13 protein-coding genes are annotated in these 15,274 nt (G+C 48.8%); 1 reads left to right on the forward strand and 12 read right to left on the reverse strand.

From position 1 onward, the window contains the following. Positions 1 to 131 precede the first annotated feature (131 nt). From ACFQZR_RS24625 to ACFQZR_RS24660, 8 genes are all read right to left on the reverse strand, one after another. Complete coding sequence (locus tag ACFQZR_RS24625; RefSeq protein WP_379350815.1) at positions 132 to 2,420, reverse strand: hypothetical protein; 2,289 nt, start codon at positions 2,418 to 2,420, stop codon at positions 132 to 134. 35 nt (positions 2,421 to 2,455) lie between these two features. Then, positions 2,456 to 3,124 carry a TadE/TadG family type IV pilus assembly protein gene (locus tag ACFQZR_RS24630; RefSeq protein WP_379350817.1) on the reverse strand — a complete coding sequence of 223 codons (669 nt, stop codon included), beginning with the start codon at positions 3,122 to 3,124 and terminating at the stop codon, positions 2,456 to 2,458. 39 nt (positions 3,125 to 3,163) lie between these two features. Further along, positions 3,164 to 3,352: a Flp1 family type IVb pilin gene (locus ACFQZR_RS24635; protein WP_018756414.1), complete on the reverse strand. Its 189-nt coding sequence runs from the start codon at positions 3,350 to 3,352 to the stop codon at positions 3,164 to 3,166. Positions 3,353 to 3,388: 36 nt separating this feature from the next. After that, positions 3,389 to 4,267 (reverse strand): type II secretion system F family protein, encoded by an 879-nt coding sequence (locus ACFQZR_RS24640; protein WP_379350820.1) that lies wholly within the window; start codon positions 4,265 to 4,267, stop codon positions 3,389 to 3,391. A gap of 36 nt (positions 4,268 to 4,303) precedes the next feature. Continuing rightward, positions 4,304 to 5,194 (reverse strand): type II secretion system F family protein, encoded by an 891-nt coding sequence (locus ACFQZR_RS24645; protein ID WP_379350821.1) that lies wholly within the window; start codon positions 5,192 to 5,194, stop codon positions 4,304 to 4,306. Between the two features lie 12 nt (positions 5,195 to 5,206). Then, complete coding sequence (locus ACFQZR_RS24650; protein WP_379350823.1) at positions 5,207 to 6,451, reverse strand: TadA family conjugal transfer-associated ATPase; 1,245 nt, start codon at positions 6,449 to 6,451, stop codon at positions 5,207 to 5,209. Next, positions 6,444 to 7,589: an AAA family ATPase gene (locus ACFQZR_RS24655; protein ID WP_379350825.1), complete on the reverse strand. Its 1,146-nt coding sequence runs from the start codon at positions 7,587 to 7,589 to the stop codon at positions 6,444 to 6,446. Before ACFQZR_RS24655 ends, ACFQZR_RS24650 begins: the two co-directional genes overlap by 8 nt. 276 nt (positions 7,590 to 7,865) lie before the next feature. Beyond that, positions 7,866 to 8,879, reverse strand: coding sequence for a sugar phosphate nucleotidyltransferase (locus ACFQZR_RS24660; protein WP_379350827.1), 1,014 nt, complete (start codon positions 8,877 to 8,879; stop codon positions 7,866 to 7,868). Positions 8,880 to 9,383: 504 nt separating this feature from the next. On the opposite strand from ACFQZR_RS24660, the gene ACFQZR_RS24665 reads away from it, so the two are divergent. Next, positions 9,384 to 10,169: a thermonuclease family protein gene (locus tag ACFQZR_RS24665; RefSeq protein ID WP_379350829.1), complete on the forward strand. Its 786-nt coding sequence runs from the start codon at positions 9,384 to 9,386 to the stop codon at positions 10,167 to 10,169. A gap of 66 nt (positions 10,170 to 10,235) precedes the next feature. Here the strand turns inward: ACFQZR_RS24665 and mgrA are convergent, their stop codons facing one another. From mgrA to ACFQZR_RS24685, 4 genes are all read right to left on the reverse strand, one after another. Beyond that, the gene (gene mgrA / locus ACFQZR_RS24670) at positions 10,236 to 11,222 is read right to left on the reverse strand and encodes an L-glyceraldehyde 3-phosphate reductase (protein ID WP_379350831.1); all 987 of its coding nucleotides are present in this window, start codon (positions 11,220 to 11,222) and stop codon (positions 10,236 to 10,238) included. 86 nt (positions 11,223 to 11,308) lie between these two features. Further along, entirely contained in the window at positions 11,309 to 11,734 is a 426-nt protein-coding gene (locus ACFQZR_RS24675) for a PaaI family thioesterase (RefSeq protein ID WP_379350833.1), read from the reverse strand. 45 nt (positions 11,735 to 11,779) lie between these two features. Further along, a complete protein-coding gene (locus ACFQZR_RS24680; protein WP_379350835.1) occupies positions 11,780 to 13,477 on the reverse strand; it encodes a long-chain-fatty-acid--CoA ligase in 1,698 nt (565 codons plus the stop codon). A gap of 15 nt (positions 13,478 to 13,492) precedes the next feature. Next, entirely contained in the window at positions 13,493 to 15,274 is a 1,782-nt protein-coding gene (locus tag ACFQZR_RS24685; protein ID WP_379350837.1) for an acyl-CoA dehydrogenase family protein, read from the reverse strand.

Raw genomic sequence — 15,274 nt, forward strand, 5'->3', positions numbered from 1 at the left:
TGAGCACCTGAAATGTTTCCGGAGGAAACATACTTCGTAAGCATATGCTGTTCGAGGTTGAATGCAAGATTCGATGCCGAATTCACTTCTTGAAAATCTTCGTGATCATGAGTCGAATGTTGAACTACCTATTAATAGGTAAAGGCTGCTTTTTTGGTAATATAGTAGCGACTCCCCTCCACTTCCCCTTGGGAGATAAACTGTGTTAATCGCAACGTCTTCATGACTCCGGGTAGGAACCACAGCCGTATGGACGCCCTTACATCCCCTTCGATTGTCGTCACCCTCTCGTTCGGATTGATTTTCGTATTGAATTGAATGACGGCCAGCATACGGGACATCATTGCTTCGTTCCGGCTGTGCAGCATGAGGAACATCCGGAGATAGTCTTTATATGTCAGACGGACAGGTACATATTTGGACATTTCGATATCCCCGTTATTCACCAATTCGAGCATATCCTGAATCGCATGTTCGACCCCATAGAGAATTGCTGCTGCTAGAATCAGAAGCGGATTACCCATCCGGCTGCATTCCACAAGTCCTTCCATTGTTCGAATCGCAAGTCGCACACTGAAAATTTCACCATAAGAAGCCGCTAGATTACTGCCCGGATGATGAAAGCCATATAGGATATATTCCAGTTCTTGACTTGGCACTTGCAGCGCATCCACCAATTGATCACTCATATTTTTCGAGGTGAAGAGGTCTTTCAGCTTCTCGGGCTCAAATCTCGTAAACCGATTCACCGCATATTCATTACGATAGAATTCATCACGCATACCAACCAACATGCCCGCCATTCCGCCATATAAGTCATCCATCATCGACATGGAATCCTTGCTCGCATCTTCGGGTTGATCATTTAGATTGGATTGACTTGCTTCCTGTTCCGCACGAGCATTGAAATTCAGATTATCATCATAAAATTGCCGTAACTGATTGAATTGCTCTTGCCCCTTCTGTGCTCCAGCTCCTACTTCTTTCAGCTTCTTCAGTAGACCAACCACTTCACCCAGCTTCGCCTTAGACTTCGCTTCCGCCTTCTTCCGCTCGGCGTCCGAACTGCGGTAGGCCTGAATAGCAGCCTCCCTTGATTGCAGGACATTAACACCACCATGCCTCACATAGGCATTCAAATAGTCATTAATTGCTTGGCTCAGTCGGATTACTGCTTGCTTCAGTGGATAGGCGCTTCCTGTAGTACTTGGTACAGCCGACGATACGATGGAATCAAAATCCTGACTTACGCGTTCAAAACGTTCAAAAGCTTGGATCTGACCTTGAACTTCGCGTTCAAATTGCTGAATGAATTCATCCGGTAGAATCAACTGATCCACCTGTTTACGTATATCTTCGATCGCCGTTGAAGTGTTACCCGGGATTTCTGGAAGCCCTCCACTCGGTGTGCGACCATTCCCTACCTGATCGTAAGCCTCTTTGTTCTGCGATCTAGCTTCAGCAATAGTTCGCTTCATTTGTTCATTAAGTGCCCTGATATCTGCAAATTTCGGAAGCACCGCTTGCAGCTTTTCTCGATGCTGCCGCTGTACACGATCCACAAGCTCTCTAAAATCACGCTTGAACGAGCGAACATCTTCCTCGTACCCTGAGGTCTCATCCGAATATGCCGGCGATTCATCTTCATCTCTCATCGAATCCGCATATTTCATCCGAACATAGTCTTCATATTGCGCGGCAATATCGACAGCTCGACTGATTGTTCCTACCATTGTATTTGCAATGCTATACTGACCATTGCCTCCAACATAGCGGACATCAAAATTGGTACGGGATACTTGCTCGCTGGCCCGCTGCTGCGCTTGAAGTACCTCATCCATCAGCTTCTCTCGCTTCTCATATTGTTTCTGGAGCGATACGAGTAAATCTGTCGTGCGTGACGCTTCCTTCATCTGCTGCGACATCGGCTTCAATCGATTAATGATTTCAAGGGTAAAGTCAATTGGCGCCTTGTATTTCATATCCTCCTGGATCTGATGCTCAAATACGGGATAGCGTCCTAACTGATTACTGCCCTCGATACTCTGTGTATCTGGAACAATATCTAATAGTCGAACAGCTGACCCTTTGAGGGATTGTATCCCGGTTGCCTGTTTCAACGAATCGGCTAGCAGTGAATTGGAATCTGTTCCGCCTTGAGCGAATAAGCCGTATTTTTCTTGTAAAATCGGATCATAACTTGACATCACTGAACGCATACCCGACTTCGCCAGCTGTTCTGTCTGGAATTGAAAAGCTGCGATTCTGGCGTAATCAATAAAAACCGCAATAAACATAAAAATAATGGCCACAATCATCATGAGAAATACCGTTACAGCTCCATGCTGCTGATCACGCAGCTCCCGAAAGGGGAGCAAAATGCTCAAGCGGTTGTTGTTCTTACGTCGCTGCTTGCGCATGTCTCTCCCCCTCATTTCCACAAATGACAAGCAATTTATTTCTTGCCTTTACTTCGCTGCTGCTCAAGCACTTCCCGTGCTTGCTCTTGGGTTACGGGCGATCCGCCTCCGCTTCCCGCATTCTTGAATTTCGTACCGTAATAGCGAACCAGCTCAACGGTTCGTATAAATTCAACGGGGTCGACAACGGAACTGCTAACCTGCGTCTGCAAAGAGACTTGTCTGCCCATCATCCATTCTAGCGGCTTAAATCGGAGCGGATTCAGAACATCCACCGTCACCGAACGTCTCCAGCCTTGGTTCTGATACTGCATCGTCCCTCGGATCGCTGCTGGAACCGCGACAGATGCGCCCGCCATCTTACGCGTAGGCAAGCTGCTCACCTCACTCCCTGAACGATGAAGTTCATAGGAAGTTCCTTGTGCCTGCCCCGTTAACCCAAATAGAACATCCAGGGTCTGATCATCCGTAAGCCGCCAATACAAGCCATCAAATTGACCATATTGGAAGGCGCCTGTCGATGCTTCTTTCGAAGAATTATCCCAGTTATACGCCGTTCGTTCCACGGACACCGATCCAATATAGACGAGGACAACTTTCTGATAGGTATAGAGACAGAAGAATAGCAGTCCAATAATGATCATGAATATAAATGGGAACAACATCGACGCCTCGACGGTGAAGCTGCCATCTTCCTGTCTCAACTTGTTAATTTGCCGTCTAAAGTTACGCATCATATCCACTTATTTCTGATACAGCTTATCCGTTTCGTCCATCGTTTTCCCCATCAACGTATCAATCAGTTCCGATATCTTATCTTTAAAAATAAGAACAATGACTACGAGCACAGCAATAATAAAGATGATCTCCACCGTCCCAAGACCTTCTTCCTCTTTCCAGACCGCCTTTAGCGATTTTCCTACATTCAACATCCTTCAACACTCCTCATCGTTATTAATCCTTTACACTCATGCACTCATCATCATGAAGATCGGGGTACATACCAATACCAGCAACAGAAAAAATACAACAACCATCGGGAACACTAACTTAGATGAGGCCTCCTCCCCGCGCACGCGGCTTACTGCTTTGCGTTTCTCCCATAGGATTCGGGACAAATCGCGCAAGGCAACGACAAATTCACCCCCTCCTCTTCGATAGTTCAGCATAATGGTGGTCGTGAAGATTGAGACTTCCTGCAAGGCACATCGTTTGCTGAACTGTTCAAAGGATTGCTGGAAGGAATACCCTCCGCTCCATTCATGGATCATCTGAATCAATTCCTTGTATAGCGGATGCGATGTTTGCGACCTCTTGCGATCCACACATAATGTGAGCGCTCGTTGAACCGTTTCCCCCGCATCTACCAGCAAAATCATCTGATTCAAGAACTCCGGCAATTCCAGCAAAATCTCATGTTCCCTGTTCTTCACACGCTTGTCCAATTCTTTCAATTGAGCCAAAGGCAGCAGTACCGCGAGCATCAGTCCTACGCCAAACCCAGCTAAGCCACCATCCGTCAGCATGGGGAGCAGACAGGCGAATATAAGCATGAAGAAGGCATAGTTCAGAATCTCTGCCATGAACAACGTACTATACAAGGCCGATACCTGACTTCCATACAACACCTGCATAGCGCGTTGGATACGGTAAAATATCGCTGGAATGCGTTCAATCCATCGACCCTCCTCGAGTAAATAAAGCATCGGAGGCGCAGCACGCAGCAATTTCAGATTTGGAACAGCCTCTGGGATTCGTTCTTTGAATCGCCCCCCTGCACGCAGGCCGCATACTCCCCAGCCAATGAGCAGCAGCACCGCCATCAATCCCCATCCTAGGATCGGCATTTCCATTCAACCTCCTTTACCAGGGGAAATATCATGTCATACACGTATATCCATAATCTTCAGAATCCAAGCACTGCAAACCACTAATCCCAACAGAACAAAAGTTGATACAACGAATCCAAACCCTTGATACATCGGTTGCATGAACTCGGGAGCGCTCATATTCAAGAAAGCAAGAAACCCAACGGGAGCCAGCATAATAATCTTGGATTCGAACTTCTTCTGGGCTACCATCACCGCAATCTCTTGTTTCACGTCCATCTTCTCCCCGATCAAATTCGACGTTCGGCGTACAACCTCGACGAGATCGCCCCCCGTACGCTTACATGCCGAGAACACTTCCGCAAAATTCGTAACATCCTCTATTCCCGCTCTCCGACTTAAATCAAGTAAAGCCTGCTCAATTGGCTCCCCATTCTCCAAGCGTGAACGGATAATGCGGAATTCCCGGATCAAATCGGTATTCGCATCGGGATACAAAAGCTGTAAGTCTTGAATCACCTCATGAAAGCTATTCTCGACGGATCTTCCTGCAGCGAGCGATGATGAAATCGAGTACAACGCCTGCTTGAATTGCAGACTAAGCTCGGTTCTACGCTTTAGTAACAAGGCTTCACGCCGGAATTTGGGATATAGCGTACCTGCGCCAAAGCACAGGATTGCAGCAACGAGATTGTGATAGAACAAGTAACCTACGATACCGAAGATCAATCCTGCCGCAACAAACGCCGTCAGCCATTGTATCCGAGACAGCTTGTACACCGTGTAGATCGTTAATCCTTCAGGCATTTGCCTATCAATCTGCACGGAGGACACTTCCAGATCAACACCGGCAACCTTCAACCGTCGTCGTCGTATCCGCTCCTGTACAACGAAAAACCCGCCTGTCGCGATCGCAGCTACCAACGCCAAAACAAGTACGTTCATCCATCTCCCCCTCTACCTTCTTAGTTGATCGACTTCGTTCAGCAGGCCTGCCATCTGAAGCTTGCTCATATCCTGTAATCCATGTCCTGTCGCACGCAGTTCACCTTTTACTTGACCGGCCTCTTCCCCCTCTTCTTGGAATCGGAATAATGGTCGTAGTACCACCTCCCCCTCCTCAAGTCCTATTACTTCGCTAATATCCATCACATGTCTGGATCGATCACGAAGACGAGAGAGGTGAACAATAATATCGATCGCAGAACAGATCTGCTGACGGACAACCTCTATTGGTAGCGGTGCACCACTTAGCACCATCGTCTCCAAGCGGCTAATCATATCCTGTGGACCGTTGCTGTGCCCGGTGGACAGGGAACCATCGTGGCCGGTATTCATCGCCTGCAGCATATCTAACGCCTCAGCCCCCCGCACTTCCCCAACAACAATTCGGTTCGGACGCATCCGCAGTGAGGATCGAATCAGATCCCGGATCGAGATTTCTCCCTTCCCTTCGGTATTCGCATTCCTCGTCTCCAAGGCAACTAGATTCGGCACGGTACGAATTTGCAGCTCCGCGGAATCCTCAATCGTAATGACCCGTTCATCGCTAGGAATATATTGAGACAACGCGTTCAAGAACGTCGTCTTCCCAGAACCCGTCCCCCCACTAATAAAAATGTTATATTTGCCGCGAACGAGCTGCTGGAGAAACTGTGCCGCCTCGTAAGTCAGTGCCCCCTTGGCGACCAGATCATCCATCGTCATTGGCTGATCCGGAAATTTCCGAATCGTCATCGTTGGCCCTTTCAGCGCAATCGGCGGCAGAACCACGTTGACACGCGATCCATCCTTGAGCCGTGCATCAACGATTGGCGACGATTCATTCACAACGCGATTCACTTGCGCAACAATCGACTGAATGATGTCTTCTAGCCGCTCCTGCGATTCAAAGACAACCTTGGCCCGTTGAACTTCCCCATCGACCTCAATAAAGATCTCCTCATGACTATTAATCATAATCTCTGTAATGCGGCGGTCCTCCACGTAAGGCTGAAGTACGTCCAAACCGCGAAACGTGTAGTACACCCGGCGAACAATTCGCTGCTTCTCCGACGCCGTCCAACTTGGAGCAAGTTCATATCTGAACACAGCTTGTTCGATCATCTTGTACAACTCGTCATCACTCGTTGAGCCGGATAAATTCAAACCCGTTCGGACGGTCTGGCGGATTGATGCTACCCATGCCTCTTGATCATCCATGCTGCATCATCCCCTCATCAGCGCATAATTTCATAACAGCGGATTGAAAGGAAGCTGCTTGCAGCAAAACATGGGGCTGCTCGATTTGTTTCCATGCGGCGATATAGGGAAGATAGGCCCCCACGCGAATGCGCGGAGAGCGAACTGCGTTCACCATTTGTCCGACAAATCTATTAACTGTAAAGCAGGTCTTATGCAGCAGAGCCGACACCTCCTGGCTCGATTGTTGAAGCTCCAAATACTGAAGCACTTGCTCCGTCTTCCATAACGCCAAGGCATCATCTTGAATGAGCCAGAAGAGCTGATCAGAACGCTCCAATGCTGCAAGAGTCCGCTCTTCTAACGCCGAATCCAAATCCATGACAACCGTATCATAGGCACCCGTCTGCAGGATCAGATCAAGCAACTGGCACGTATCCGCCTTATTCAACTGTTTCATTTCATCCAAATTATGCAGCGGCTCAAAATAATCAAAACTCATCGCCGGTCCCCTCGATTTCATCCCGTTCCATTCAGCGAGCAGTTCTTCCATGCGGCGCCCCGCCTTCAAATAATACAGGAGCTTCGACAATCGATTGTCGGAATCAACGGCCTGTGGGCTTCGACTGGGCTCCATAATGAGTGCCGAACCATTCAGCATCTCCAGACTAAGATAGAACACGCGCTGTCCCTGCAGCGTCAGCTGCTTGCATAGATTAAGCGCAAGTGTCGTCTTGCCCATCCCGGCAGCAGAGGAGTAGACCGAAATAACTTTCGTGCGCCCTGCATTGCCCCCGTTCGCCGAGCTCGAAATCCGCTCTCCGCCATAGTGTAACAATAAGGAGGAGAGGAGCACATGCAACGGCTGGTATTTACCAATCTTCTTTTCAGCCTCCGCAGCCCCCTGTCCCCTGGTGTCTTCACTTAAGATCAGAATCGGACAAGCACAATTCGCGGTACTATCCCCTGCTAGAAATGCCTCCTCCGCTAAGATGAGGTCTACCGAAGGCTCATGCTGCACGTAATATCGGAAGGATTCAAGCTGTGTGAACGACTTCATCATCACATCATGCACAAACTCCGAAGACTGCACATAATGCATGAATAGCTCCGCATATTCACGATCCGCAGAGGCCAAAACAAGGTTTAATTTCTTCATGTGATCTCCCTCCTTCCGTATCTGTTCGTCATCACATCGCCCCTACCATCTTGAGCACACCGCCAATACAACACACGACACCAATCACAACCATGAACACCGCCGTCTGAAGTTCCCATCGTTGCAACCGGAACCCTCCTTTCTCGCTGAAACGCAAAAAAACCGCCACCAACCACAGGATACCTGCGATTGATGACGGTGCTTCCGTTCATCTGCTCTATATTTAACGCCAGAATAGCACATTTATTTCCAACTGTCAAGAATGTAAGTGTGCTTTCAGTCCTTGACGATTGACTTGTCTCCCATGATGAATTTAGATGGTTTCGTTTTATTCACGGAACCAGCAAATTTGGTGTTAGAGCCAAATATACTATCCTGCGCGAACACATGAGAGATTTGGACGTGATCAGTCAGTATACTGTTCTCAATACGGCAGTTATCCACAACACAGTCTGGACCAATATATACATAAGGCCCGACTACACTTTGGGTTATTTGGGCTGAGGGGTCAATTTGTACAGGAGGGTTAATGACGACATCGGTATTTCCAAGTAAATGCTCACTGTTTCTTTCCATCTTATCCTTACTCATTTTGTAACGATTTGCGCTGAGCCAGCGTTCAGGGCTTCCTATATCAAAGAAAGGCTCTGTTGTTATGCTATAATCTACATGCTGGCCTTGATCAATCAGACTCTGCAAGGCATCAGACAATTCATACTCCCCCCGCTTGGATGGGACAAGTTGATCAAGGATACTCCATATGCCGCTGCTGAATACATATGCACCCACAATTACAAGATCAGATCGGGGGACTTTGGGCTTCTCCTCCAGACTCACAATCTTGTTATTAGAAACTTCCACTACCCCGAAATCATACGGGTTCTCCACGCGAGCGAGAAGAAGTGCGGCAGCAGATTTACCATCGCTCATCAAATCGATCAGCGGCTGAAGATCCCCTTCGATCAAATTATCGCCAAGCATCAGGAAGAAGGACTCATCCTGTATAAACGAACGGGCAATTTTCACAGCATGAGCGATGCCCAAGGCTTTTTCTTGCAGCAAGTAAGTGAGCGTTGCCCCATAAGCTTCTCCGCTGCCTAATAGCTCTCGAATACTTTCTTGTGATGTGTTCAGGACGATACCAATTTCATGAACGCCTATATTCATCATCTTATTAATAATCGATACAATAATAGGTTCACCGTTTACCGGAATCATACACTTTGGCCTTGCATAGGTGAACGGTTGAAGCCTCTTTCCTTGACCCGCACATAATATTAGTCCTTTCATAGCAGCCTCCTAAAAACCCACGCCCAACCGTAGTTATGGGCAATTCTTATTCGCAGGATCTCACTGTGCATCGCCTTATTCTTTTCTTTGTTCTAATGACAAGCACACTTAAATGACTCTACCTGCCGGTATGACGGTTGGGAGTATCAGCCAATACATACAAGCCTGCGTCTATACGTTGATAGAGCAAGCTCCTGCTATAGCCTCAAGCATCTCAACTGGGAATGTAATGGGATAAAAATGAGTATGATGATTAAAACTTTTCGTTAATTCATTGATCCGTCGCTCATCGTTTGTACACTCATGTTCCATTATATTATGTTTGTTGAGAACGATTGGAAAGGCATCCCCCCAGTCCATTCACCCAATTTTATGTACTCCTGGTTCATCAACTTCGGCCATTGAAGCAGTACTTTTAAGCCTTTGTTCGCTTGCCAATGACGTTATTTCTGCGCCATACTTAAGTTTACATACATATGAATGACATAAGGAGTGCCTATTGCTTTGAAAAAAAACTTATCTGCCTCATCTCTTCTCATTTGCATTATACTAACGTTTGTTCTTATTACTGCTGGTTGCAGTACAAATTCTACATCCGCTGACGATACCAATGCGAAAGTCGTGAAGGTCGTGGATGGCGATACACTGGATGTCGAATTCAACGGCAAAACCGAGCGTATCCGCCTCCTGCTCGTCGATACACCAGAGACGGTACATCCATCCAAGCCAGTGGAGCCTTTTGGCCCCGAAGCATCGAAGTTCGCCAAAGAAACCCTCTCGAATCAGCGCGTTAAACTGGAATTCGATGTCTCGGAACGCGATAAGTACGGACGACTGCTCGCCTATGTCTGGATCGATGGCAAGATGTTCAACGAACTGCTACTCGAAAAAGGTCTTGCCCGGGTCGCTTACGTCTACCCGCCGAATGTGAAATACGTCGATCCATTCCGCGCCATTCAATCCAAAGCGCAGAAGGCAGAGCTCGGCATCTGGAGCATCGAAAATTATGCAACGGATCGTGGATTCGATGATTCAGCAGCTAAGAAGAATAGTAAGGCTAACGAGAATTCGAAGCCTTCAACCCAAACGAAAGACAGCAACAGCTCGAAGTCAAATCAGCCTTCCATCGGCTCCTGCAAGAAGCCGACGATTAAAGGCAATATCAGTAGCAAGGGCGATAAAATCTATCATGTTCCTGGCGGTCAATCGTACGAATCGACCAAAGCAGAGGAAATGTTCTGCTCCGAGGCAGACGCCGAAGCAGCTGGCTTCCGTAAAGCGAAGCGTTAAAACACAAAAAAGATCCCCAAGTACAAAGCCGCAATTTGGCCTCTTGGGGATCTTTTGGCATTCAATTTATTTCAAAATCGCTTCAATCTCCGCTAACTCATCGCTGCTAAACTCCAAATTATTGATCGCTGCGACGTTCTCCTCCAGCTGCGGCACACGGCTCGCTCCGATCAGAACCGACGTCACGCGTCCACCGCGCAATACCCATGCCAGCGCCATTTGTGCTAAGGATTGACCACGTCTAGCCGCAATCTGCTGCAGCTTGCGTGCCTTCTCGATGACCGCTTCCGTCACGTCTTTCTTATTCAAGAAGCCGCCACGGCCTGCACGAGAATCCTGCGGAATGCCATCTAGATAACGATCCGTTAGCAGCCCTTGAGCAAGTGGCGAGAACGCAATGCTGCCTACGCCATTTTCCTCAAGTACATCTTGCAGACCATTTTCAATCCAACGATTGAACATCGAATAGGAAGGCTGGTGAATCAAGAGCGGCGTTCCTAGATCGCGTAGGATTCGAACCGCTTCCGTTGTCTGCTCGGCATTGTAATTCGAGATGCCCACATACAACGCTTTTCCTTGACGAACGATCAAATCGAGCGCAGCCATCGTCTCCTCCAGTGGTGTATCTGGGTCTGGACGATGATGGTAGAAGATATCGACATAATCCAGGTTCATCCGTTTCAAGCTCTGATCGAGGCTAGATACGAGGTATTTTTTCGAACCCCATTCCCCATACGGCCCTTCCCACATGTAATACCCAGCTTTCGTCGAAATGACCAATTCATCCCGATACGGCGCTAGATCCTTCTGCATCATCCGACCGAACATCGACTCCGCTGAACCCGGAGGCGGTCCGTAGTTATTCGCTAGATCAATGTGAGTGATGCCGAGATCAAAGGCTCTGCGCAACAGCGCTCTGCCGTTCTCCTCCGTATCCACCCCGCCGAAATTATGCCACATGCCTAGCGATACTGCAGGTAGCTTCAAACCGGATTTGCCGCATCGATTGTATTTCATCGTGCTGTAACGCTCATGATTTGCTTGATAAGTCATTGTACTTGCCTCCCATGAATCGTATTGAAGTACATGCTTCTTCAACAAAATGGTAAAGTCTCACGGAGGCAAAGTCAAATAATACCTTAGTCGCCGGAAATAATCCGGAACGTCCCCGTCCCAATCGAACCAAGATGACCTTCACGATCCGTAATTGAGCCGTAGACGGTTAACATTTTACGAGATTGATGCAATAAATCTGCGGTTACAATCAATTTCCCAGCATACATCGGCGCAACAAAATGAACATTCAGATTCGTCGTCACCGTTTTCGCACCTGGCAGAAGAGTAGCAATTAATACCCCCATCGCGTTATCCAGCAAAGAAGACAGCACACCGCCATGCACCATACCGATTAAATTCATATGATGCGATGTTGCCTCTAGACTAATGACGGCTTGTTTTGGAGACAACGACTCCAGCTGGCATCCAAGATACCCCCAGAACGTCTCCTCAGCTGCCTCCGCAATCTTCGCAATATAGGCCTCCCTTTCAGCCTCGTTCATATCCATCCTACGCACCTCCCTGCAGCCAGCCGAGCAAGCACTTGTACCGTGCTATTTCCCTTTCGGGGTCTTATTCAATTCTTCCTCCAAGAGCTTGCGGCGCAGCACTTTTCCGATAATGTTCTTCGGTAGTGATTCACGGAATTCATACAGCCGCGGCACTTTATAAGCGGCTAGACGCTCACGGCACCATGCGGTAATCTCTTGCTCTGACGTGAACTCCCCATCCCGCAGCACAATGTAGGCTTTGACCGTCTCGCCGCGGTAATCATCCGGGACACCGACCACAATCGCTTCTTTAATGCTCGGATGTTCGAAGAGCACTTCGTCGATTTCGCGCGGATATATTTTGAACCCGCCGGCGATAATGACATCCTTTTTCCGATCCACGATTGCAAAAAAACCATCCTCATCCATCGTGCCCATATCACCGGTATAGAGCCATCCGTCCTGCAGCACTTGCGCCGTCTCCTCCGGTCGCCCCCAATACCCCTTCATGACTTGCGGGCCTTTGACGAGCACTTCGCCTACCGAACCTATCGGCAATGCCTCTCCCGTTTCGGGATCGACGATTTTGGCATCCGTATCGGGCAGCGGTATGCCGATCGTTCCGATTTTACGCTTCTCCCAGACCGTATTCGCATGGGTCACAGGTGAGGCTTCCGTCAGTCCGTACCCTTCAACCAATCTGCCGCCGGACAACGCTTCGAACGTCTCCTGCACTTCAATCGGCAGCGGCGCGGATCCGCTCACGCAGGCTTTGATCGAGGACAGATCATATTTAGCAATATCCTTATGGTGGATGAGTGCAATGTACATCGTCGGTGCCCCAGGAAAAATTGTCGGTTTTAGCTTATCGATCGTCTTCAGCACTTGACTGACTTCGAATCGAGGCAGTAGGAGCAGCATGCCTCCTGAATACACACATTGGTTCAAAATTACGGTAAGACCAAATACATGGAAACACGGAAGTGCTCCGAGATAACGTTCCTGACCAAACTCGGCGCGATAGAACCATCTCGCGATTTGAAGCGTATTGGCAATGAGGTTCTTATGGGTGAGCATGGCGCCTTTGGGAACCCCCGTCGTTCCTCCGGTATATTGCAGTACGGCAAGCTCTTCATCGGCGTTCACCTGCACCATCTCAAACACGGGAGAGGCCCCCGTTAACAGCTTGCGAAATGAATGTACGGAGCTATTGTAGGTGACCGATAAATTCTGGCCGTCTTTCTTCGCTTTGATGGGATAGAGCCACTTGACTGGAACAGGCAATACATCTCTCAGTGAGGCTACAATAATATGTTGTATGGATGTCTGCGGCTTTACGGCGAGCACGCGATGATGCATGAAGTCGAGGGTAACGATCGCCTTCGCACCAGAATCCTGCATCTGATGCCGCAGCTCCCCCTCCATATAGAGGGGGTTCGTCTGAACGACTATCGCACCAATGGAGAGAATGCCGAAGTAGGCGATCACCATCTGCGGACAATTGGGCAGCATGATCGCAACGCGGTCTCCTGCCTTGATGCCTAACGTGAGTAGGGCGTTCGCGAAGCGATTCGACTCACATAACAGTTCGCCGTACGTCATTCGTTTGCCCATGAAATCGATGGCGGGACGACTCCTGAACTTCGTTGCGGAGTCGACCAGAAATTGAGCGATGTTCTGATTCGGATAATCATTCGATGGAGCGACTTCTTGCGGATAATGCCTTAACCAAACCTTGGATGAATGCAAAATTGAACACATCCCTTCCTTAATGGATTAAGACTGGTATTTCTCCCCATGAATGACCCGAGCTCCGATCGCCCGTTTAAGCTGCGTCGTGTTCACCGGGGTGTTGCGCGTCAGCTTCTTCAAGATCGACAGCTGTGTCCGAAGGATATCGCCAGACTCCAGGGTCGAGAGTGTAATCTTCGCTTCGGATTCAATCCGTTCGAATGCTTCTTGCGCGAACACCTGTGTCATTTGAATATAGTTCATCGATTCCGCCTCAGAAGACCGGGCGACCTGCTTCTCGGCGCGCAGCAGCGCACTTTCCAGTGCATAGATTTGAATCATCATATCAGCGAGACTGCTCAGAATCTCTTGCTCGGCTTCAATACGTGTTCCCACCTTCTGGATTGCAACGCCACCGGCAAACAAGAAGATTTTCTTCGCCATACTGAGCAAATGACGTTCTTGTTCAAGCACGCCGTCGAAGGTCTGCCCTGGAATGAGCTGCAGCAGCTCCGATTGTAAGGCTTCAGCCTTCTGGATAAGCGGCAGCTCACCTTTTAACGCTTTCTTCAGCAAGGTTCCTGGAATGAGGAGCCGATTGATTTCATTCGTTCCTTCGAAAATCCGATTGATCCGCGAATCCCGATAGATCCGTTCGATTTTGTACTCTTGGATGAAGCCGTAGCCGCCATGAATTTGGACGCCTTCATCAGCGACAAAGTCGAGCGCTTCCGAAGCAAATACTTTATTAATGGAGCATTCAAGTGCGTATTCCGATATCCCTTTGGCCGACTGCTTCCCTGCATCGGGACTCGTATGATCCAAATCGCTTAGAATATGATCGATGTATCCTGCCGTGCGGTAGACCATGCTCTCCATGACATACGTCGCAATGTTCATCTCTGCGAGCTTCTTCCCGATCAGCGGGAAGGAAGCAATCGGCTTGCCAAATTGGGTCCGAACATTGGCATATTTGGCCGCGATATGGATCGCTTCCTTCGCCCCGCCGAGACAGCCCGCACCAAGCTTGAACCGCCCAATGTTGAGAATGTTGAATGCAATGAGATGCCCTTTGCCTACTTCGCCAAGTAGGTTATCGACAGGGATATGCGCCTCTTCGAAAAATAACGGACGTGTCGAAGAGCCCTTGATCCCCATCTTCTTCTCTTCTGGTCCGAGGGTGAAGCCTGGTGTATCCTTCTCTACAATAAAGGCGGAGAAGTGCTGGCCATCCACCTTTGCATATACGATGAACAAATCCGCAAAACCCGCATTCGTAATAAATACCTTCGAACCGTTCAAGATGTAATGTTGACCGTCATCGGACAGCTTAGCAGTCGTCTTCGCGCCTAGCGCGTCCGAACCCGATGTCGGCTCCGTCAAGCAATAAGCCGCGATCTTCGCTCCTGTGGCTAGATCAGGCAGATAACGTTTCTTCTGCTCCGGCGTACCGAAGAATACGATTGGAAGGGTTCCAATCCCGACGTGGGCGCCAACAGATAGTGCAAAGGAGGAGGCTCCTGCGAGCACTTCATTAATAATGGTAGAGCTGACTTTATCCAGCCCAAGTCCCCCATAGATCTCCGGGATATCCGAGCTGAGCAATCCGAGCTCCCCTGCCTTGCGCATCAGCTTCACCGTCAGGTCATAGTCCAGCTTCTCCAGATGCTCATCCTGCGGTAGAACATCCGTCTGCAGGAATTGCTTGGTCGTCTCCGCGAACATGCGCTGTTCTTCGGTAAAATCTTCTGGTGTTACAATCCGATCCGGCGAAATATCTTCAATTACGAAGCTGCCGCCGATGATGCGATCGATCACTTTCCCCAT

The organism is Paenibacillus sp. GCM10027629, assembly GCF_042676425.1.
Taxonomy (GTDB): domain Bacteria; phylum Bacillota; class Bacilli; order Paenibacillales; family Paenibacillaceae; genus Paenibacillus_K; species Paenibacillus_K terrigena.